19 protein-coding genes are annotated in these 19310 nt (G+C 58.2%); 5 read left to right on the top strand and 14 right to left on the bottom strand.

What is annotated here, in order from left to right:
• Positions 1-2 precede the first annotated feature (2 nt).
• Together Z946_RS0117405 and Z946_RS21900 are read right to left on the bottom strand one after the other, a co-directional pair.
• On the bottom strand, positions 3-524 hold the full coding sequence (locus Z946_RS0117405; protein WP_025057002.1) for a hypothetical protein: 522 nt from the start codon (positions 522-524) through the stop codon (positions 3-5).
• Positions 525-560: 36 nt separating this feature from the next.
• A complete protein-coding gene (locus tag Z946_RS21900) occupies positions 561-692 on the bottom strand; it encodes a hypothetical protein (protein WP_260168331.1) in 132 nt (43 codons plus the stop codon).
• A gap of 108 nt (positions 693-800) precedes the next feature.
• Between Z946_RS21900 and moaA the strand changes: the two genes are divergently transcribed.
• From moaA to Z946_RS0117385, 3 genes are read left to right on the top strand one after another with little or no spacing between them, the layout of a single operon-like run.
• Positions 801-1808 carry a GTP 3',8-cyclase MoaA gene (gene moaA / locus Z946_RS0117395; RefSeq protein ID WP_025057001.1) on the top strand — a complete coding sequence of 336 codons (1008 nt, stop codon included), beginning with the start codon at positions 801-803 and terminating at the stop codon, positions 1806-1808.
• 8 nt (positions 1809-1816) lie between these two features.
• On the top strand, positions 1817-3100 hold the full coding sequence (locus Z946_RS0117390) for a 3-deoxy-D-manno-octulosonic acid transferase (RefSeq protein WP_025057000.1): 1284 nt from the start codon (positions 1817-1819) through the stop codon (positions 3098-3100).
• Positions 3097-4149, top strand: coding sequence for a glycosyltransferase family 4 protein (locus Z946_RS0117385; protein ID WP_025056999.1), 1053 nt, complete (start codon positions 3097-3099; stop codon positions 4147-4149). The genes Z946_RS0117390 and Z946_RS0117385 overlap by 4 nt, the downstream gene beginning before the upstream one ends.
• 52 nt (positions 4150-4201) lie before the next feature.
• Here the strand turns inward: Z946_RS0117385 and Z946_RS0117380 are convergent, their stop codons facing one another.
• From Z946_RS0117380 to Z946_RS0117335, 9 genes are all read right to left on the bottom strand, one after another.
• Positions 4202-5365, bottom strand: coding sequence for a M20 aminoacylase family protein (locus Z946_RS0117380; protein WP_025056998.1), 1164 nt, complete (start codon positions 5363-5365; stop codon positions 4202-4204).
• Between the two features lie 120 nt (positions 5366-5485).
• Positions 5486-6568, bottom strand: a complete 1083-nt coding sequence (locus Z946_RS0117375; RefSeq protein WP_025056997.1) for a DUF1513 domain-containing protein — start codon at positions 6566-6568, stop codon at positions 5486-5488.
• Between the two features lies 1 nt (position 6569).
• Positions 6570-7586 (bottom strand): imelysin family protein, encoded by a 1017-nt coding sequence (locus Z946_RS0117370; protein WP_025056996.1) that lies wholly within the window; start codon positions 7584-7586, stop codon positions 6570-6572.
• Positions 7583-9148 carry a di-heme oxidoreductase family protein gene (locus Z946_RS0117365; RefSeq protein ID WP_052836111.1) on the bottom strand — a complete coding sequence of 522 codons (1566 nt, stop codon included), beginning with the start codon at positions 9146-9148 and terminating at the stop codon, positions 7583-7585. The genes Z946_RS0117370 and Z946_RS0117365 overlap by 4 nt, the downstream gene beginning before the upstream one ends.
• A 135-nt stretch (positions 9149-9283) precedes the next feature.
• Positions 9284-10282 (bottom strand): porin, encoded by a 999-nt coding sequence (locus Z946_RS0117360; RefSeq protein ID WP_025056994.1) that lies wholly within the window; start codon positions 10280-10282, stop codon positions 9284-9286.
• A gap of 60 nt (positions 10283-10342) precedes the next feature.
• Positions 10343-11605 (bottom strand): imelysin family protein, encoded by a 1263-nt coding sequence (locus Z946_RS0117355; RefSeq protein WP_025056993.1) that lies wholly within the window; start codon positions 11603-11605, stop codon positions 10343-10345.
• Positions 11606-11617: 12 nt separating this feature from the next.
• Positions 11618-12109 carry a hypothetical protein gene (locus tag Z946_RS0117350; RefSeq protein ID WP_025056992.1) on the bottom strand — a complete coding sequence of 164 codons (492 nt, stop codon included), beginning with the start codon at positions 12107-12109 and terminating at the stop codon, positions 11618-11620.
• A complete protein-coding gene (gene hemP, locus Z946_RS20840) occupies positions 12106-12273 on the bottom strand; it encodes a hemin uptake protein HemP (protein WP_081780892.1) in 168 nt (55 codons plus the stop codon). The genes Z946_RS0117350 and hemP overlap by 4 nt, the downstream gene beginning before the upstream one ends.
• Before the next feature lie 598 nt (positions 12274-12871).
• Complete coding sequence (locus Z946_RS0117335) at positions 12872-13717, bottom strand: AraC family transcriptional regulator (protein ID WP_221228687.1); 846 nt, start codon at positions 13715-13717, stop codon at positions 12872-12874.
• Positions 13718-13923: 206 nt separating this feature from the next.
• On the opposite strand from Z946_RS0117335, the gene Z946_RS0117330 reads away from it, so the two are divergent.
• Positions 13924-14871 carry an SDR family oxidoreductase gene (locus Z946_RS0117330; protein ID WP_025056990.1) on the top strand — a complete coding sequence of 316 codons (948 nt, stop codon included), beginning with the start codon at positions 13924-13926 and terminating at the stop codon, positions 14869-14871.
• A 127-nt stretch (positions 14872-14998) separates the two neighbouring features.
• Here Z946_RS0117330 and Z946_RS0117325 read toward each other — a convergent pair whose 3' ends face one another.
• The 3 genes from Z946_RS0117325 to argE all read right to left on the bottom strand — a co-directional run bounded on the left by Z946_RS0117325 (position 14999) and on the right by argE (position 18791).
• Entirely contained in the window at positions 14999-16168 is a 1170-nt protein-coding gene (locus Z946_RS0117325) for a M20 aminoacylase family protein (RefSeq protein WP_025056989.1), read from the bottom strand.
• A 36-nt stretch (positions 16169-16204) separates the two neighbouring features.
• Entirely contained in the window at positions 16205-17554 is a 1350-nt protein-coding gene (locus Z946_RS0117320; RefSeq protein ID WP_025056988.1) for an NAD(P)/FAD-dependent oxidoreductase, read from the bottom strand.
• A gap of 76 nt (positions 17555-17630) precedes the next feature.
• The gene (argE, locus tag Z946_RS0117315; RefSeq protein WP_025056987.1) at positions 17631-18791 is read right to left on the bottom strand and encodes an acetylornithine deacetylase; all 1161 of its coding nucleotides are present in this window, start codon (positions 18789-18791) and stop codon (positions 17631-17633) included.
• A gap of 75 nt (positions 18792-18866) precedes the next feature.
• On the opposite strand from argE, the gene Z946_RS20835 reads away from it, so the two are divergent.
• A complete protein-coding gene (locus Z946_RS20835) occupies positions 18867-19292 on the top strand; it encodes a hypothetical protein (RefSeq protein WP_152540594.1) in 426 nt (141 codons plus the stop codon).
• Positions 19293-19310 lie beyond the last annotated feature (18 nt).

The following is a 19310-nucleotide window of genomic DNA, read 5'->3' as shown; positions in this document are numbered from 1 at the left end:
CGCTAACCTTCTAGCGCGACATCCACTTCTGTCAAATCAGTCAAAGACACGTCGATTACGCGCATCGCAGCCAGCGACATGCGGCTGCCCGCTGTGGCGGGCCCTTCCAGCGGCAGCAACGTCACCAGCGATGACTTTCCGTTCGCAGGGTTTGTCACCCGGCCCTGTGCCTCGGCTGTGACAAGTGGTGTCTTCAACCACAAACCCGGCTCCGTTGGGCTACCCAATGAAACCACTGTTTTTCCGAGGGTTTTCTTGGGGGTATCCGCAGCCGCAGGTGCGGCCGCCGCCGCGCGTTGCTCTGGCGTCGTCGTGTCGAGCGCTTCTGCAGTGCGGGCGGCTGGTGGTGGCGGGGGTGCGGCGGTCGCAGGCGCAAGCGGTGCGGCCTCCACTTCGGGGGCTGCTGGCACAGTCTGCGCTGCTGTTGTTACCTCAGCAGGTGCGTCAGGCCGGAAGAAATCTCCGACGTTTGCACACCCTGACAGTAACAGTCCAAGACCGCTTGCCCATACAACCTGTTTCATACCCGACTACCCCTTACCAACCGATCTTGTGTTCGCTTATTCCGGCAATTTGATGCTCAGCGGTACAATCTTGTCTTCCGGTTCAGGCTCAGGCGCTGCAACCGGTTCCGGCTCTGTGCACCCTGCGAGAAAGCTCAGAAAAACGCCCGCGATCAATAGCTGTTTCATATTCAATTCCTTCTTTTTGCAATACCTCAGCCTAGCCCGCCTCTGCTGCCGCTTCAATCACCCAAATGTTGCTTGCCCCCTCACCGGCGGAGGACTACCAATACAGGCATGAACGCACCCTTGATCGACCCATTCGCGCGCGCAATTACTTATCTGCGTGTCTCTGTGACGGACCGCTGCGATTTCCGCTGTGTCTATTGCATGTCCGAGAACATGACGTTCCTGCCGAAAAAGGAACTGTTGACCTTGGAAGAGCTGGATCGCATGTGTTCTACCTTTGTAGGGCTTGGCGTGCAGAAACTGCGCATCACAGGTGGAGAGCCGCTGGTCCGCCGTGACATCATGACCTTTTTCAACGGCATGACCCGCCATCTGGAAAGCGGAGCGTTGAAAGAGCTGACACTGACAACCAACGGTAGCCAACTCGAACGTTTTGCAGATCAGCTTTACGCCGCTGGTGTGCGCCGCGTGAACATCTCTCTTGATACGCTGGACGAGCAGAAGTTTGCAGATATCACCCGCTGGGGTCGCCTGCCCCAAGTGCTACGCGGTGTCGATGCGGCACAAAAAGCCGGTCTGCGCGTCAAGATCAACGCAGTTGCGCTCAAAGGTTTCAACGAAGAAGAACTGCCAACCATCACTGCATGGTGCGCTGAGCGGGACATGGATCTGACGTGGATCGAAGTCATGCCGATGGGCGATTTGGGCAACGAAGATCGTCTGGGGCAATACTGGTCACTCAAAGACGTACGCGCACGGTACGCCGATCACTACACCGTCAGCGATCTGGCAGAGCGAACGGGCGGCCCTGCCCGCTACGTGCGGCTGGAAGAAACCGGTCAGAAAATCGGCTTCATCACACCGCTCAGCCATAACTTCTGCGAAAGCTGCAATCGCGTGCGCCTGACCTGCACGGGCGAGATTTATCTGTGCCTCGGTCAGGAAGACATGGCAGATCTGCGCAGCCCTCTGCGTGCCAGCCCGACCGACAATGGCCCGCTCGAGGACGCCATTCGCGCCGCGATCAATCTCAAGCCCAAAGGCCATGACTTCGACTATTCACGCCAAAAGCTGGATGGCCAGATGCCCCGCCACATGAGCCACACAGGCGGCTGAGCAAACAGATGTCCGTGCCCTTTCTCTACCGTGCATGGGTCGGGGCGAGCATGTTGCTTGTGCCTTTCGCTGCCATGATTGAAACGCGCAAGCTGCGTGATGCAGGTTTCAGCGCGATGCGGGCGCATGAGAAGATCGGCCACGCCACGGAGCCACGCGAAGATGGCGGACCATTGATCTGGTTTCACGCGGCCTCCGTCGGCGAAAGCCTGTCGGTGCTGGCGCTGATCACACGAATGGGACTGAAGCTGCCCAAGGCGCAATTCCTGATTACATCTGGCACTGCCACCTCGGCAAAGCTGCTATCCGAACGCATGCCGCCCCGTACTGTTCATCAATTCGCGCCCTTCGATTCCCCCGGCCCTTTGAAACGGTTTCTGAAACACTGGCGGCCCAACGCTGCAATCTTTGTGGAAAGCGAGCTTTGGCCGCAGATGTTGCGCCGTACCCATGACAGCGATGCCAAACTGGCGCTGGTCAACGCGCGCCTCTCGGAGCGCTCTATGGCCGGATGGCGCAAACGACCGCGTCTGGCGCGTTATCTTCTGGATAGCTTTTCGCTGATCCTTACCCAGAACGATACGATGGCCGAAGCAATGGTGGCGATGCACGCCCCCGCCGCCCGGGTCGCCCGCGGCATCAACCTTAAATCCATGGCGGGTCCCCTGCCGCTGGATGATGACGCACTGTTCGAAGCCCGCGCAGCCCTTGGCCACCGGCCCGTCTGGATCGCCTCCTCCACCCACGCGGGCGAAGAAGAAGCCGTTCTGGCCGCTCATAAAGAGCTGTTGAAGACGCACCCTGACCTTTGCCTGATCCTCGCCCCCCGCCATCCGGAGCGCGGTCGGGATGTGATGAACCTGATTGCAGGCGCGGGCCTGAGCTTTACCCGGCGCACGCGCGGCGACATGCCCGGCGCGCAAGTTTTTCTTGCCGATACGATGGGCGAATTGGGTCTTTGGTATGCACTTGGCGATATTGTCTTTCTTGGCGGATCGCTGCGGCCCATCGGCGGGCACAACCCCTTTGAGGTGGCGCAATCGGGTGCCACTGTCCTATCCGGTACACACGTCACCAATTTTGCCGAAACATATGCCGCGATGGAGGCGGCCGGGGCCGCGCGGCTGGTCGCCGATGGCGCTGATCTCGCTGCGCGCGTCGGGCATCTACTAGACGATGACACAGCCCGTGCCAAGGCGTGTACCGCCGCACAGGCTTTCGTGGCAGGGCAGACCGATATGCTCGACAGCATCGCCGAAAGATTGATCAACGCGCTGGAGCTGGCACCATGAGCAGTGTGGACATCCGAAAGCTGCAGGTCATTGCGCCCAATTTCAAAAAGCGCCTCTCTGGTGTGACAGCGACCGTGGTGCGCCTCGTCCCTGTCCAATCGCGCAGCATTGCGATTGCCGCGACCGGCCCTGTGATCCCGCCGCATGTTCCGCAAATCCCGCTCACGGCGCTGCTCACCATGCCGCGCTCCGGTCCGGATGGACACCGTGTCTGGCATGCGCGGCGCAACGTGGAGATGATCGGCGGGCTGGCGCTGAAATACCTGTTGGGCAAGCGCCTGAAGCTAGTCTTTACGTCCGCATCGCAACGCAAACAATCCGGCCTTACCCGTTGGCTAATCCGGCGCATGGATGCTGTCGTCGCCACATCTGAACGCACCAACAGCTATCTCGAACACCCTGCCCAAGTCATCATGCACGGCATTGATCTGGACGATTACACGCCCGCGCAGGACCGCGCTGCGCTGCGCGGCCGCCTCGGTCTTCCCGATGGTGTCCTGATAGGGTGCTACGGCCGCATCCGCGCCCAAAAAGGCACTGACGCCTTTGTCGATGCGATGATCCCAGTATTGCATGCCCACCCCGAAGCTCACGCGCTCGTTATGGGCCGCGCCACCGACAAACACCGCGCTTTTGAACAATCATTAAAGGACCGCGTGGCCGCAGAAGGACTTTCAGACCGCCTGTTGTTTTTGCCCGAAGTGCCGGTCGAGGACATGGCGGACTGGTACCGCGTTCTCGATCTCTACGTGGCCCCCCAAAGGTGGGAGGGCTTTGGCCTGACACCGATCGAAGCAATGGCTTGCGGCATACCTGTCATCGCCACCCGTGTTGGTGCTTTCGACGCGCTTGTGGTCGAAGGCGAGACTGGCACATTGGTCGACCCCGATGACATCCCTGCTTTAGCGGAAGCCACACAGGCAGCCTTGGACGCGCCGGAAACGCTTGCGCGCTGGGCTGACAACAGCCGACCTCATATCGCCGAGAAATTCTCAATCGAGCGTGAGGCGACAGATTTGGTGAGACTCTACCGACGATTATTGGCTTAGGGCGTGCGCCGTTAGGAGGAGGAGGTTTCCTCCACCTTACGCGATCCACATCTTACGCGGCGGGCATACGCTGCTCTACAATTCCGGCCCACCATGAACATCCCGTTGGAATGACATCGTCGTTGAAGTTGTACATCGGGTGGTGCACCGCAGCACCTTCGCCATTGCCAACCAGAATATAGGCACCCGGCCGCGCTTCGAGCATAAAGGCAAAGTCCTCGCCCCCCATGACCAAAGGCGCTTCATCGCACTGGCCGGAAATGCCACGCGCCACTTCGGCGGCGAATTCGGTCTGTGCCTCGTGGTTCACCATCACCGGATAGTTCCGCTTGTAGTTTACCTTGGCCGTCGCGCCGAAGGTCGCAGCGATGCCTTCGCAAATCTCGCTCACCCGTTTTTCCGCCAGATCACGCAGCTCATTCGACAGGGTGCGCACGGTGCCAAGCAGGTTCACCCGCTGCGGGATGACGTTGAACGCCTTGGAAGAGCTTTCAATTGACGTGATCGACACCACGATGTTGCCGATCGGGTCTGCGTTGCGGCTGACAATGCTTTGCAAAGCTGTGATGATGTGAGCCGTCACCACCATGGTATCAATCGTCTCGTGCGGTTTGGCCGCATGACCGCCCAGACCCTCGATCTCGATATCCAACAGATCGGTTGCTGCAAAGAACGGGCCCGTGCGAATGCCGAAGGATCCGGCAGGCATCCCAGGCCAGTTGTGCATCCCGTATACTTCCTGAATGCCCCAGCGCTCCATCATCCCGTCGTCGCACATCTCTTTGCCGCCGCCGCCGCCCTCTTCGGCAGGCTGGAAGATCACCACCGCAGTGCCATCGAAATTGCGTGTCTCGGCAAGATATTGCGCCGCGCCAAGCAGCATTGCCGTATGGCCGTCATGACCACAGGCGTGCATCGCGTCCGGCACCTTGGAGGCATAGGGAAGACCTGTCTGTTCAGGGATCGGCAGCGCATCCATGTCAGCACGCAAGCCGATAACTTTGCCAGAGGCCTGAGACTTGCCTTTGATTACACCTACCACGCCGGTCCGCCCGATGCCTTCGACGACTTCGTCGCAACCGAAAGCACGCAGCTTTTCGGCGACCGTCGCCGAGGTGCGGTGTGTTTCGAACAGTATTTCGGGATTTTCGTGCAGATCACGGCGCCAAGCGGTGATGTCATCGTGCAGTTCGGCAAAGCGGTTTTTGACGGGCATGGGAAATCCTTTCGGGGAGGGTTTCGCCACACCTAAACCCTGTCTCGCGCAGAGGAAAGCCCCCCACCCGGTCAGCAGCCAGGTCGTGCGGTGTGACCGCGCAAACCTCGTAAAAGAAACTCAAAGGCGCACCAGATGATTGTCCCATGCAAGCCCGACCACTTCCGCGGTCTTCGCTTGAGTGCGTCCAAGCGACCGCACCTGCCCGGTGCCTGAAGTCGCTACAAAGCGCCCTCCCACCGTCGCGACCCCGCAGACATCTTCAAATGCCACCACTTGCGCCAAAGCCGAAGTTTCGACCTCGTAGAGCTGTAGCACTCCGCCACGCGGAGAGGTCACGGCAATCTGTTTGCCATTCCCCGAAAACGCAATGCTTCCGATATAGCCGTCCATATCCCGCAGAACACCCGGATCAGCGGTCATCAGCTTCGGCGCACTGCCTCTCGTATGGGTGCCAACCAGCACGTCGACGGGGCCGCTGCCCTGCCACTGCATCCCGAAGGCCACTGTTCCATGCGCGTCCAAATCCAGATGCCTGATAGAGTTCTTGTGCAACCTTGCAGGTAACGCGGCCGTTTCTACCACCTCACCGTCTTCAATATAAGCAAGATTAGGTGCCATTGTGGGGATGTTGAGTTTTGTCCGGCCAGTGTCGGGGTGGGTGTCGATCCCGCCGTTGGCGACCACAAGCGTGTCACTGTCGGGAAGCCGCCTTATGTCATGCGGGCCTACGCCGCCGCTGTCCCATTCAGCAATCCTGCGATAGCCGGGCGAGGTTTCCCACACGCCGATACAGCCGCGCCCGGCCTCAAAATTGTTTTCCGTCGTGAACAGTAGACGCCCATCCTGCGAGAAAGCTCCATGGCCGTAAAAGTGCCGCCCCGCCGGTGCGGTCAACTTGGCTTTTTGGTCTCCGGTGGCACAATCAAGGACAACGGCAAAGGTGCCCGGACGCCGCGCAAAAGCCACCGCTTCAGGGCGAACCGGATGCGCCGCCGCGGCATGACCCCGTGCTGGCAACGGGCGTTCGAAACGGATTTTCAGGTCCTCTCCGATACCGCAGAGCACATAGTTGCCATCAGGTCTGGCTGCGGCTGACAGGAACGCGGGTGCGCCAGCATCGGCCCAGGTAATGCGGGGCACCGCACCTGCCGCAAGCAGCCCACCCAGAAAAGCACGGCGTCCCCTGTCAGTTGCTGTCATATCAGTCACCGTCCAGCGCATTGAAGCCTGCCGCGACACCCAATGTCGGGCCAAGCCCGTCGCGCACAAGATCACGGATGGCATCAACCGATTGCTGTATGACCTCGACCTTCAACCTTGTCTGCGGTGCGCCCACGCTGGAAAAGACCGGATCATCCAGTTCGTTCAATTCTTCCAGAGGCTTTTTAAAACGAGACTGCAGGTGCGCCATCAGATCGTCATCGCCTTCGGCAAGGCGTGCAGCAAGGTCCCGCAAAGACAGCAAGCTAAGCGTCACATGCAGTGAGGAACGCGCCGAGCGGCGGGCTTCGGCACGTGTCGGGCGGGGATGTTCGAATGTGCCCAACGGACGCCCGAGCCGTGTCTCGGAAGTAAACTGAAGTCCTGCGGACAGCGATTTGAAGAGTTCTTGCAGAACCTCCTCGTCAGACCGGTACTGACCTTCTGCTGAGGGGTTCAGCATCTCGTCTGCGAACCGATCCTGCCAGTCCGTCAGAATATTCTGCGAGGTGGCCGCCATGTCTGCGCTCATCGTCTGCAAAAGCTGGCAATGATATGCTGGCGGACCTGCCTTCATCAAAGCATCGTCATAAAGCAGGAACTCCATCGCATAAAATCCACGCCCCGCGATTGAGACCTGCGCATAGCCCTCGGCAGTCTCTGCAATCGGATCCTGTGCTGATATGAGGCTGGACAACACTTTTGGCGTGGCCCCTCTGCTGTCGGGCCAGAAGGCCAAAGCGAATGCGCGGTCGTCTGTCTCTGTCGGACCGAAACGCAGATGGCTTGCCGACACCCATGCATCGAATGCGCTACCATAAGCATCGCGCAGGCCTTCAGATGTCGGTGCACACTCCTGTTGCGCCACAGACGCCAACCCCGCCGTGGTATCGGCAAGCATTTCAAATCTAGGCAGAATGTGGTTGCTCACGATGTCACCAATCTTGGGATTTGGTGTATCCGCAACGGCCATCACCGGTGCGCAAAGCAATGCAAGAGATAGGATCAGGGGTCTCATAAGCTCTCCAGATAGGCGATCAACGCGTCGCGATCTGCTGTTGGTAGGTTAATGACTGTGTCACGCTGGCCAAGCGCCTCGCCGCCATGCCAAAGGACAGCCTCCAAAAGCGATCTGGCGCGTCCGTCATGCAAGAAATAGGTGTGGCCGCTTACCTGTTTGGTCAACCCGATCCCCCACAAAGGCGGGGTGCGCCACTCTTGCCCCGTGGCACGCGCCTCGGGGCGGTTGTCTGCAAGGCCCGGCCCCATATCATGCAAAAGCACGTCGGTGTAGGGCCAGATCAGTTGGAAGCTCTGCTCGGGGCGGTCCTCAAGCCTGTGGGTGACGTAACTGGGTGTGTGGCAGGCTGTGCAGCCGGTGTTGTAGAACACCTCCTTGCCGCGCAAGACCTGTGCATCGGCGACCGCACGGCGCGCAGGAACAGCCAGATTGCGGCTGTAGAAGGTGACAAGCTCCATGCCTTCGGCGTCAATCTCTGTCCCGCGCTCGTCACCATCGCCATGGATAGCGTTTTCACACAGCGCCTGCGCCGGAGTGCATTCACCTGCACCCGCCGGAAACAAGGGGCTGGAGATGCCGATATCACCCGCGAATGCAGCGGCTGACTGCTCCTTGATCGTGGGGCTTCCGGCCTTGAGGCCAAACCGTCCCAACATGGGTCGTTCATATTCAACCGACCAGATCACGTTTGGCCGCCCCGAAATACCATCCCCGTCCAGATCGTCAGGATCGGCATTCTTCAGAATGTCAGCAGCCGGTATCGTCTCGAGCAGCCCCAAACCGATCATCTGCGGTGCAACGCGCGGCGACAGCATTGCCTGCGGATGTAACGGCCCATATGCCAAATCCGCAGCAGTATATTGCGGATGGCGCAAAGATACCTCGGTGCCGTCGGCCAGAACGACCGTTTCTTCCTCATACACGATGTCGAGCCGGTATTCAGCCGCATGTCCCTGAACTGCAAAGTCCTGCATCTGCAGGCCGTAATTCGGTTCGGGAAGCGTCGCGATATAGTCCTTGATGTCAGCGATAGCGGCGTCTGCCGGTCCGGGGATGGAAACCCGCAGGAACATGGAGATCGCATTATCTTCTGGAGTCTCGGGAGGATGCCCCCGACCGTCCTTGATATGGCACCGCTGGCAGGAGCGTGCGTTGAACAACGGGCCCAACCCGTCAGAGGCTAGCGTTGATGACGGGGACGACACCCATAGCTTCCGGAACAGGCCATTGCCGACCCTGAAGTCGAGCTGGTCTTCGAACCGAATATTTCCGGAAGGTTGTGAGAAAGCATCCGCGTTGGTCATCGCCCGCACAGTTGCGGCACCACCGGATTTTTCCTCGAACCGCTGGGGCGCGGAAAAGTCCGTGGCAAGCGCTGTCACATCCGCTATTCGCGCCGCTTCTTCGGCCGTTCTGGGGATCACATTCAAATGCGGATCACCGAGGTCCCCGAAGGGTCCTGCGGCATGTCCTTCGACCAGCGCGGCGGTGCTGACAAGCAAAGCTGCCAACACCGTCCCTACCGACCGTATGCAAAATCCTCGTGTGAGTTTGTGCATGGTATCTTTCGTTGCTTTTTGCCTTCAGGCTGATCTGCAGATGTCATGTGGCCAATCAGGTATGTCTTTGAGGTCTGTGACCCTACGGCGGTGTCCTGACCGGTGTAATCGACGACCCTGATGACCTTTCACCTATCAAAAGGCATAGATGGCTGAAAGACCAACTGCGGTGGACTTTTCGCCTCCTACATCAAACCGTGCCAGACCAAAGCTGATGTCGAGGTTTTCAGCAAGTGTCCGGTCTACGCCCACCGTGATCATGCGGTCCTGACCGTCAGCGCTGTGATCGACGAGCGTTGCAGCCGCGCTATAGGTCCAGTCGCCCAGCGCGTATGCCCCACCAAGCGTGGCATAAAGCGCGTCTTCGTCAGTTCCGCCTGCCCCGTTGAAGTGAGCCAGCTCCGCAATCGCGCTCAGCCCGTCACCAAGGTCATGCGACATCCCCGCAACGATCCCTGTTTCGTCCGAGGCATCAGTTTCCCCTGCCGTGAGGTGCCGCGCCCCGACCCAGGCCGTCGTTTCACCGAATTCCAGCGTGTATTGCAGCGCGAAGTTATCAAGCTTGCCGGTATTACCCACACCGCCATCTGCGACACTCACCCGTCCGCGTTTCGTACCGATGCTGTCGCTAAGGCCGGTTTCATCGACATAAAACGCTGCGAATGAAACAGTGCCCGGTCCCGCCGGCGCTTCGACCGTCGCACCGATCATCTCGGCCAGCTCGTAGTCTCCGGCCAGTGCGGTGCCGTAGAAGCCCGGTGTCTCGTCCCAAGCGACAGCAAATGTCGGGCTGATCTTACCTACCGAGACGGCAATATCACCAAACGTGTAACGCAGGCCAAGCTCGCTTACATACAGACCCAAATCATCAAAGGTCCGGCTTTCTTCGGCATCCAGAACGGATTCCAGTGTCAGCCCGCCGAATGCGCTCAATCTATCGGTGATTGCCGCCTCAAACGCGACAGAAGCCGAGACATAGGTATCGGTAAGCTCTGCCTTAGGGTCATCCGCCGAGATCGTGCTGTCCACACCGATCTCGACTTCGCCTTCCCACGTGAGCCCGCGCTCTTGCGCAGAGGCGGCACTGCTGCTTGCCAGACCGCACAGGGTCGCAGCAATCATTTTCATCTTCATTTCTATGCTCTTTCTGCTTTTCTCAGGTAACGATGCCAGCACAGGGCTGGCGGGCCTGACCTATTGGAAAACGGCGTTCGGATCGTCGAGGCTGTCTGACCCTTCGATAGCGACCCCATCAAGATCGAGCGCGGTGACCACACGCTCGATTGACCGTGTCTGATCGATGAAAGCATCCACACCACCCATGATCAGCATCTCGCCGCCCTCGTTGCCGCGCTCCAACATCTGATCGTATGCAAATCCTGCCTCTGCCGCCGTCTTGATCCGCCCCAAAGAGATCATCGTCGCATCCAGCTTGGCTTTCATTTCTGCATCCAGTGCGGGATCGCTTTCAACCACCAGATCAGACAGTGAGGGACCACTGACGAGCGTGCCATCAGTACGGATGTATGCGCCGTGATAGACATTTCTGACGCCAAGGCCGTCATAGTAATGATCGTTGTGGGTGTTGTCGGCAAAGCAGGAATGCTCTTCTTCAGGATCATTGAGCATAACGCCAAGGCGCATGCGTTCGCCCGCAACCTCGCCATAGGACAACGATCCCATCCCCGTCAGCATTGCCGTCAGGCCCGCGTCTGTGTCTGCCATCAGCTCGGCGCGTGCCTTTCCACCATTGGCCCATTCCGCAGACATCCAGTTCAGGTCCGCAACCAGCAGGTCGGTTGCTGCGGTAAGATACTCGGCACGTCGGTCGCAGTTGCCATTGGTGCAAAGCTCAGCAGATGCGTAATCTGTCCATGGCCGATTGCCTGCCCCTGTCCCATGCCCGTTCAGGTCCTGCCCCCACAGCAGGAATTCGATGGCATGATAGCCCGTTGCCACATTCGCCTCGATCCCGTCAGCCTCTTGCAACGTATCTTCCAACAAAGACGGAGTGATTTCGGTTGCGTCAATCTCCTTGCCCGACAACGTAAAGGTCGGGTTAGCGATCACGTTCAAGGCGGCGGCGGCGTTTTCATCAGATGGCCCGCCATAGGATGCATCCACATAGTCGATCAGCCCCTCATCCAAAGGCCATGCATTCACGCGGCCCTCCCATTCGTCAACGATCGCATTGCCGAAACGGTAAACTTCAGTCTGCTGATAGGGCACACGCGCCTGGAGCCAAGCCGCCTTTGCAGCGTTCAGCGCTTCGGCAGAAGGGTCCGCGACCAACGCAATGACAGCCTCTTGCAGTTTTTGCGCCGCTGTCAGGCTGTCTTGATACTTTGCCGCAGCAATATCGGCATAGGTGTCGAGAACGTCTGTTTTCTCAACCGCAAAGGCCGGAACGACACCTGCTATCAGCAGTGCTGTGGAAGTAAGAAACGCGTTTTTCATCGATAAGTCCTGTCAGTGAAGTGTGATCGGTTGTGTGTGAAGGCGCTGGTCTTTGGCCACCATTTGTCTGGGTGCACGCAGGTTCATCCGCTTGAGCGCCAGCCCGAAGTCCGTCGCGAGTGACGCGAGTAAAGGAGCGACATCGGGGCGCACAATGAGTGTTGCAATCAGCATTGCGTCCTCGCGTTCCCCCATCACGGCGGTTGCGATGAAATTGGCAAAGCAGGCTTCGTCCGCGCCAAGGCATTTGCAGTTTACGGAATGCCGCATCAGCGGACGCCTGCCATGCTGGGTGCACAGCGCGCAGAGCTCCTGAAACGTGTTCAAAGCCCGCCGCCCCTGATCTGCCCCAAGACAAGACGCAAAATCATTCCAGACCTGTGACTGGCTTTCCGCGCCATCGCACCAAAGGCGCAGATAGATGACCGAAGCCGCCTCGATCCCGTCAAGTTCGGTGATAAAGCCGACCGGCGCGCCACCGCGATTTTCTGCTATATCCGTCATTTGGTCAGGATCAACTTGCCGGCCCGCGTGATCCGCAGGGTATAGACCTGATCTCCAAGAACGATCTGTGCCTGATCGCCACCTTTTGTCAGTTCGTCAGCAGCATAGGCTGGCAGTGCCTTTTGCGCGGGGCTGAGGGTCTCTTTTGCATTGTGATAAGACATCACAGCTCCCCCCGCTTTGGTGTTGTGCCGCATTCAGGTCGCTGAGAAGTCCTTCTCATGTTGATCCCCTCGGGTTTACCCGATGCGGACCGGCAGTATTTAAAACGGGTCATTAGATCTCGCATTCGGGAAGTCCTCCATCAAAAAACTATCGGGCTTCTCCGCAGGTTTCGGGAGTGGCTGGATGCAGGTCTAATATCTGAGTAATTTTGTAAGATATGTCAATCCGACTTTTTTAGTCGGAAATAATTGCGCAGGGATTTGCGGGGATATTGCCCGATTTTCTCTGCATCAGTCGCGCACGCTGACCGTCCCCCGACCCAAACGACTTTCTAGCTTCTAAATATTTATAATAAAAATCAATGGCTTTATCGGCAAACTTAATAGGCCATCACTCTAGACAGCCTCTAGCGCCCAGAAACCGCGCTGTCTAAGCGTCACCCTGAGAAAAACCGCGCGTCTGCCAGAATGTATCCTGCCTGCGCACGGATCAGATAAAATTTTGCATGGTTGCCAAAGGTAAGGCTGCCGAATTTCAGGGAGATTCCCTGCCAATCCGACACAGCAGGAACTGGGATTTCTGGAACCAGCTATATCTTCATGACTGGAGCGCGTCCCCCCATTGGCGGGGTGACTGTCCGTAAAGACGCTTGAATTCGCGACTGAACTGGGACGGGCTGAGATAGCCGACATCCATCGCGGCCTCGCTCACTGTCATGCCTTCAGCGATCTGCATCGCCGCTTTGTTAAGCCGCATAGATTTAACGAATTGGATCGGAGACATCGTTGTCGCCTGCTTGAACTTGCGATGGAAGACCGCGCGGCTCAAACCCGCCCGCCCTGCCATCTCATCAATGGATATGCCCTCACCCAAATTTGCCGAGACATGCGCGATGGACCGTGCGATTGCATTACCGGCTCCGAAGGCGGTCCTCGCGAATTGTCCGGCCTCGCCTTTGAGAATTGCGTAGTAAAGCTCCCGCAGGCGCGCTTCCTCCAAAACGATCCTGTCAACGTCATTGCCGCCCAACTTCAAGATCCGAAGCAGAGAGTCGGAAAACGCATTATCCCATCGTGCCAGCCGGATGCCCTGCTCGCTACTGATAGTCCTTCGGTCAGAAGATGGGATAGCGGCACCGGCGTTCTCCATCTCGATGGCGAGGGTGCTCATGATGCGCGGGTTAAGAGCAATGAAAACACCAAAAAGCGGATTACCCTCGGACGCCGAAGGTGTCCCCGCCATGACCGGCATGGATATCGGACAGCACATGTAGCGGCTTTGATCATAGATATACCGTGCGCCATCTAGCACCGCCTCCTTGGCACCGCTCGCGATCGCAATCACGCAAGGTTCGTAGACGGCAGGCGCACAAGGGACAGACTGCGTAGCGCGGAAGAGCTTGATGCCCGCCACGCCCGTGTCGACCATACCGTCCTTGTCCATCCGGTTTTGGATCAGGAGTTTAATCTCTTCTTGTATAATGCGTTCCTTTTAGAAGTGACTTCCTAACGCTGGCAACGGTTGTGATACAATCAGGCAAGTATTCGCGACGATATCGTCTGTTTTTGCATAGGATCGAGAGATATCTCTCTGATCAGATAGAAACATCAAACCGCAGACCACGCGTTTGAGGCAATCGGAGCATTATCATGGCAGACACACAATTCGGACCTCAAGGCTGGACACCTCAGCGGCTCGGCTCGCTTGCGGGCAAAACGTATTTGATCACCGGTGCCAATGCTGGCGCAGGTTTTCAGGCCACGCGAACGCTGCTCAGCAAGGGAGCAAAAGTGGTCATGTTAAACCGCAGTGCGAGCAAGTCGACTGTCGCGATCAAAGAGCTGAAGGCCGAATTTGGGGCCAATGCCGATGTCAGCTTTATCCATATGGATCTGGCGGAACTGGCAAGCGTCCGCAACGCAGCAACAGAGGTGCTTGAGAGCGCACCCCGGATCGACGCGCTGATCTGCAATGCGGCCATCGCGCAGGTGCCTACTCGCAAGCTGACCGTAGATGGATTCGAAAGCCAGCTAGGCACCAATCACTACGGTCATTTCGTTTTGTGTGGCATGCTTTTTGACCGAATTGACACCTCCAACGGGCGGATCGTTGTGGTGGCCAGCCTAGGTTACAAGATGGGTTTGAGAACAATCAAATTCGATGACATGAACTGGGACAACGACTACCGCGCCAATCCCGCCTATAGCCAAAGCAAGCTCGCGCAGATGATGTTCGCCTATGAGCTGCAGGACCGCATCAAAGCTGCGGGGAAAGATGTCCGCGTCTATGTCTGTCATCCCGGCGCATCAGCGACCTCTCTTATCAGCACCAGCGGCGGCTTTTTCACCCGCGCGATGTGGTACGTCATGTCCAAATCACCGTTTGTGCAATCTGCCGAAAAAGGAGCCTACCCAGAAGTCATGTGCGCCACCGAAAACGGTTTAGAAGAGCGCGCCCTATACGGCCCGGCCGGACGCATGGAAACGGGCGGTCCCGTTGGACGCGGCACACTGGAACCTTACGCCTACGATAAAGAGGTAATGTCAAAGCTATGGTCGCGGTCAGAACAAGCAACCGGGTATAACTGGAGCTTGTGAGAATTTAGCAGGCTGGTCTTTCCGCGCGACTTTCATACGGCAGAAAGACCAAAACATTAAGAAGCAGTGGATTTCGCCATATGCCCTCCACTGCCTCGGGTGAACGGCCTGTCATAGCCGTGAGTTATCAGCTGGCCTTGAGGCGCGTCTCTACGACTTCAGCAAACCACGAACAGCCCGCAGGGATTGCCTCATCGTTGAAATCATACATCGGGTGGTGGACGGTTGCGCCCTCTTCGCCGTTGCCGATCATCATATACGCACCCGGCCGCGTGTTCAGCATGTAGGAGAAATCCTCGCCCGCCATAATGGGCGGCGTGTCACGCCAGACCCCGGGGCTGACTTTCTCTGCTGCGTCCGCCGCAAAATCCGTCTCGGCATCGTGGTTGACGGTCACGGGATAGCCGCGTTCATATTCGATCTCTGCGCGACACTGATGCGCCGCAGCAGTATGGGTGACAATATCGCGCAGGCGCGCTTCGGCCAGATCGCGCACATCTTCATCCAGCGTGCGCACCGTCCCGCGCAGCTTTACGGTCTGAGGCAGCACATTGTGGCTGTCCGTGTCCGAGCGCATGGTACAGACGGACACGACGACCTGTTTGACCGGATCGACATTTCGGCTCGCGATGCTTTGCAAAGCCACGACCACCTGCGCTGCCGCCAGATTGCTGTCCACCGCCTCATGCGGGGCAGCCGCGTGACCGCCCTGCCCGTCGATTACAATGTCGAACTGGTCAGCAGCAGCCAGCAGAGCACCCTTGCGGATGGCAAATTGCCCGACAGGGTAATCGGGCATGTTGTGCATGCCGTAGACCTCGTCAATACCCCAGCGGTCCATCAATCCTTCTTTGACCATTTCGTTGCCACCGCCGCCGCCCTCTTCGGCGGGTTGAAAGATCAGCACTACGCGTCCGTCAAAATTCCGTGTCTCTGCCAGATATTGCGCTGCACCCAGCAACATCGCGGTATGCCCGTCATGCCCGCAAGCATGCATCTTGCCCGGCACCTTTGAGGCATACTCAAGCCCCGTGGCCTCCATAATGGGCAGCGCATCCATATCCGCGCGCAGACCGATGGCGCGACCAGAGGTTGTCTGACGGCCTTCAATCACGGCCACGACACCCGTCTGGCCGATCCCTGTAGTGATGTCCGTGATGCCAAAGCTGCGCAACTTGTCCACGACGAACTTGGCGGTCTCATGCTCGTCAAACTGCAACTCGGGATACTGGTGCAGATGCCTGCGCCACGCTGTAATTTCGGCGTGTGTCTCGGCGAAACGGTTCTTGATGGGCATCGTACTACTCCTGATAAAAGTCAATTTTTGAAATGCTTATACACCGGGACTGAGCTTGATCTTTGATCCATCCCTGAACCGGTTGGCCCTGAAACGTGACAGATCATGGCGCGGGGTATCGCCGCGCACCAGACCTGCCAGGACCTGCCCGATGCCCGGCCCAATGCCGAAGCCATGGCCCGACATCCCCGTCCCGATAACCAGCCCCGGCAATTCTGCACAATGATCCACCACCGGCACAACATCAGGCATGGTATCTATCATTCCCGCCCACGTGGCTTTGACACGCACAGGCGGGAGCGCCGGAAACAACGCCGCAAAGCGCCGGACCAGTCGCGACAAATGGCGACTATTGGGTGTGGGGTTCAACACTCTCATTCGCTCAAACGGCGTGATCTCATCTTCTGTCCACCGACGGGGCGTGCCCCATGCATCTGGAAAACCCCTGGGCGCTGCGGCCAGATACTGCTGGTTAAAAGGAGCCGCCCTGAGTTGGGGCAGATAGGCAGGCAAAGCACGAAACGCATCCGGTCCGATATAAAGCTCTGCAACACCCGAAGGTGCCAACGTATATCCGCCATCAGTCCTGCGCCGGAAGGCAACCTTGTCGTCTGCTGCTGCCCCACTGTGGATATCCGGCAACGGATGGGTCGCCACGACGCTTTCGCGGACTGCGAGTTGCGGAAGGCCCACACCGTGATTGCGCAAAAACAGCGATGACCACGCGCCACCGGCCAACACCACCGTCGAAGCGTGGATCCGACCGCGCTCGGTCATCACACCCGCGACACGGCCTGCGGCAAGGTCCAGCATCCGCACCGCGCAGTTTTCAAGCAGCCTTATACCGGCGCGCGCAGCAATACCGGCAAGGGCCGGCACGGCCAGCCAAGGTTCTGCCCGCATGTCAGAGGGGGTGACCAACGCACCGGCCACGGCATGGCTGAGACCGGGGAGCATGGCCGCGGCCTCGCTACTGTTCAGAATTTTAGTATCGACGCCATGGGCCTTGGCATGGGGTAACCACCGCTCATACCCCGCCATATCAGAAGCCGTTTTCGCCAGATATGTCACGCCGGTCTGGCGCAGGCCGAAATCCACATTTGTGCGGCTGGCAAGGTCTTTCCAACCGTGAATCGCATCCACCATGATCGGCAGTTCGTCGGGGTCACGGCCCTGCTGGCGAATCCAGCCCCAATTTCGCGACGATTGCTCGCCCGCAATGCGGCCCTTTTCAAGTACAACGACGTCATGGCCAAGCTGCGCCAGTTCAATCGCCGTACAAATGCCGATCACACCGCCACCAATAATAACTACTTCTGCCTGTTCGGGCAGAGGTCCGCCGTACGTCAGCGGAGAGCTCTCAGAGATAACGAATGGATGGCTCATAACATCAAACCAACGGTGCAGCGCTGCTGCACATTACGCGGGCAAACGGAAGGTGGACGTATCGCCCACCCTCCGCTCATGCCAATCGCGCCAACAGTTTGCGCATAAAGTCATGACCCGCTTCGAACTGCGCCACCTCGATGAATTCGTTCGGCTGGTGAGCCTGAGCAATGTCACCGGGTCCGCAAATCACAGCGGAATAGCCTGCTTCCTGAAATTGGCCAGCCTCGGTGCCGTAGCTGACCTTGTGGCTGGCGTTGTCACCCGTGATCTGGCGCACCAAAGTCTCAGCTGCGCCATCGGATTCGGGTTGTAGCGCAGGCACATCAAAGCGCGGCGTGATGTCGATCCGCGTTTGCGGCACTACGGCCTGCATCTGCGCCTCGACCTCGCGCACTTTCTCCAGATAGGCTGTAGCCCACTTTTCCTTGTCCTCACCGGGCACCACGCGGAAATCCATCGCGAACTTACAGTCCTTGGCCGTGATGTTATGAGCCGTCCCGCCCTCGATCATGCCGACGTGAACCGTGGTAAAGGGCGGCTCGAACATCGCCGCAAGATCGGTCGGCTTGGCCGCCATGTTTTCAGTATTCATCTCGTTGGCCCATTCGATCAGCTTGGCCCCCGCCATGATCGCGTTCACGCCCGTATGCAGAAGGGACGAGTGCACCTCAAACCCCACAACATGCGTATTGAACCCCGTGCCACCCTTGTGGCCGGTGACAGCCTGCATCGTGGACGGCTCACCGATAATCGCGGCAGAACCTTTGGGCAGTACCGGTTGCATCGCTTTAATCATCGGTGGTGCGCCGGTGCACCCGACCTCTTCGTCAAAGCTGAGCGCGATCTGCAGCGGCCGCGCAAGACCGTCATATTTTCCCTCGACCAGAGCCCAAATCGCAAGCGCATCGAACCCTTTCATATCGCAGGTGCCGCGTCCGTAGTATTTGCCGTCCTTTTCGACCACGCTGAAAGGATCGGTGTCCCACGGCTGACCATCTACCGGCACCACATCCGTGTGCCCCGAAAGAACAATCGCGCCCTCTTCCCACGGCCCGACATGGGCAAAAAGCGCATGCTTGGGTTGATCGGGGTCGATGTAGCGGTGGCTTTCGATGCCATGACTGTCGAGATACTCCGCCACCCAGTCAATCAACGGGATATTGGTGTCTCGACTTACGGTTGGAAAGCTGATCAGCTTTTCCATCAATTCAAACGGGGATAACCGAACAGGCAAGGTTTTTCCTTTGGCAAAGTGGCGGGTTGGATTTTTCAGTCTTCATCATGTCTGTTGAAGACGCATGTCACGAACATGGAGCAGATTGCGATGATGGTACAGGCCCAAAGGCATCGAAATGCACGCGCCCCGCGAAGTTTTGGCATGTTGCTGATGGTTGTTGCATGTGTCGCGGCTCACAGCGCTTTCCCGGCCGCCGGCCACGCGCAAACGCAGGCGCAATCCAAAGAAATCAGGGGCAGGATCAAGGAAGCGGCAGGAAAGGTCTTCAGCTGCAGCAACGTCCGCAAAGAATTAGCGAAGATCGCAAGCGACTACCCCGCCTACCATTTTGCATTCGCAGGCCGCAAAGCCCCTACCATTACGGGGATTAGGGGGTGTGGCTATGCGTGGCACACCAACGAAAACACCGCACACATCAAGGCGTTGGAGAATTGCCGGAAGTGGGAATCGAAATTAGGCACCGGAAATGGCAAGTACACCTGCCGCCTGATGCGCTAGTTTCTTTCGTGCACGTTA

The organism is Sulfitobacter noctilucicola, from assembly GCF_000622385.1.
Classification (GTDB): Bacteria; Pseudomonadota; Alphaproteobacteria; order Rhodobacterales; family Rhodobacteraceae; genus Sulfitobacter; species Sulfitobacter noctilucicola.
Note: the sequence above shows the minus strand (reverse complement) of the source record. Positions and strands in the feature narration are given on the sequence as shown.

Bases quoted from the DNA above. Each gene is read 5' to 3' on its own strand.
- Z946_RS0117360 (WP_025056994.1), bottom strand. From the start codon at position 10,282: ATGAAGATGAAAATGATTGCTGCGACCCTGTGCGGTCTGGCAAGCAGC.
- Z946_RS0117385 (WP_025056999.1), top strand. From the start codon at position 3,097: ATGAGCAGTGTGGACATCCGAAAGCTGCAGGTCATTGCGCCCAATTTC.
- Z946_RS0117355 (WP_025056993.1), bottom strand. From the start codon at position 11,605: ATGAAAAACGCGTTTCTTACTTCCACAGCACTGCTGATAGCAGGTGTC.
- Z946_RS0117370 (WP_025056996.1), bottom strand. From the start codon at position 7,586: ATGAGACCCCTGATCCTATCTCTTGCATTGCTTTGCGCACCGGTGATG.
- Z946_RS0117325 (WP_025056989.1), bottom strand. From the start codon at position 16,168: ATGCCCATCAAGAACCGTTTCGCCGAGACACACGCCGAAATTACAGCG.
- Z946_RS0117390 (WP_025057000.1), top strand. From the start codon at position 1,817: ATGTCCGTGCCCTTTCTCTACCGTGCATGGGTCGGGGCGAGCATGTTG.
- hemP (WP_081780892.1), bottom strand. From the start codon at position 12,273: ATGTCTTATCACAATGCAAAAGAGACCCTCAGCCCCGCGCAAAAGGCA.
- Z946_RS0117350 (WP_025056992.1), bottom strand. From the start codon at position 12,109: ATGACGGATATAGCAGAAAATCGCGGTGGCGCGCCGGTCGGCTTTATC.
- Z946_RS0117375 (WP_025056997.1), bottom strand. From the start codon at position 6,568: ATGACAGCAACTGACAGGGGACGCCGTGCTTTTCTGGGTGGGCTGCTT.
- Z946_RS0117405 (WP_025057002.1), bottom strand. From the start codon at position 524: ATGAAACAGGTTGTATGGGCAAGCGGTCTTGGACTGTTACTGTCAGGG.
- Z946_RS20835 (WP_152540594.1), top strand. From the start codon at position 18,867: ATGGAGCAGATTGCGATGATGGTACAGGCCCAAAGGCATCGAAATGCA.
- Z946_RS0117365 (WP_052836111.1), bottom strand. From the start codon at position 9,148: ATGCACAAACTCACACGAGGATTTTGCATACGGTCGGTAGGGACGGTG.
- Z946_RS0117330 (WP_025056990.1), top strand. From the start codon at position 13,924: ATGGCAGACACACAATTCGGACCTCAAGGCTGGACACCTCAGCGGCTC.
- Z946_RS21900 (WP_260168331.1), bottom strand. From the start codon at position 692: ATGAAACAGCTATTGATCGCGGGCGTTTTTCTGAGCTTTCTCGCAGGG.
- Z946_RS0117335 (WP_221228687.1), bottom strand. From the start codon at position 13,717: ATGGACAAGGACGGTATGGTCGACACGGGCGTGGCGGGCATCAAGCTC.
- Z946_RS0117320 (WP_025056988.1), bottom strand. From the start codon at position 17,554: ATGAGCCATCCATTCGTTATCTCTGAGAGCTCTCCGCTGACGTACGGC.
- moaA (WP_025057001.1), top strand. From the start codon at position 801: ATGAACGCACCCTTGATCGACCCATTCGCGCGCGCAATTACTTATCTG.
- Z946_RS0117380 (WP_025056998.1), bottom strand. From the start codon at position 5,365: ATGCCCGTCAAAAACCGCTTTGCCGAACTGCACGATGACATCACCGCT.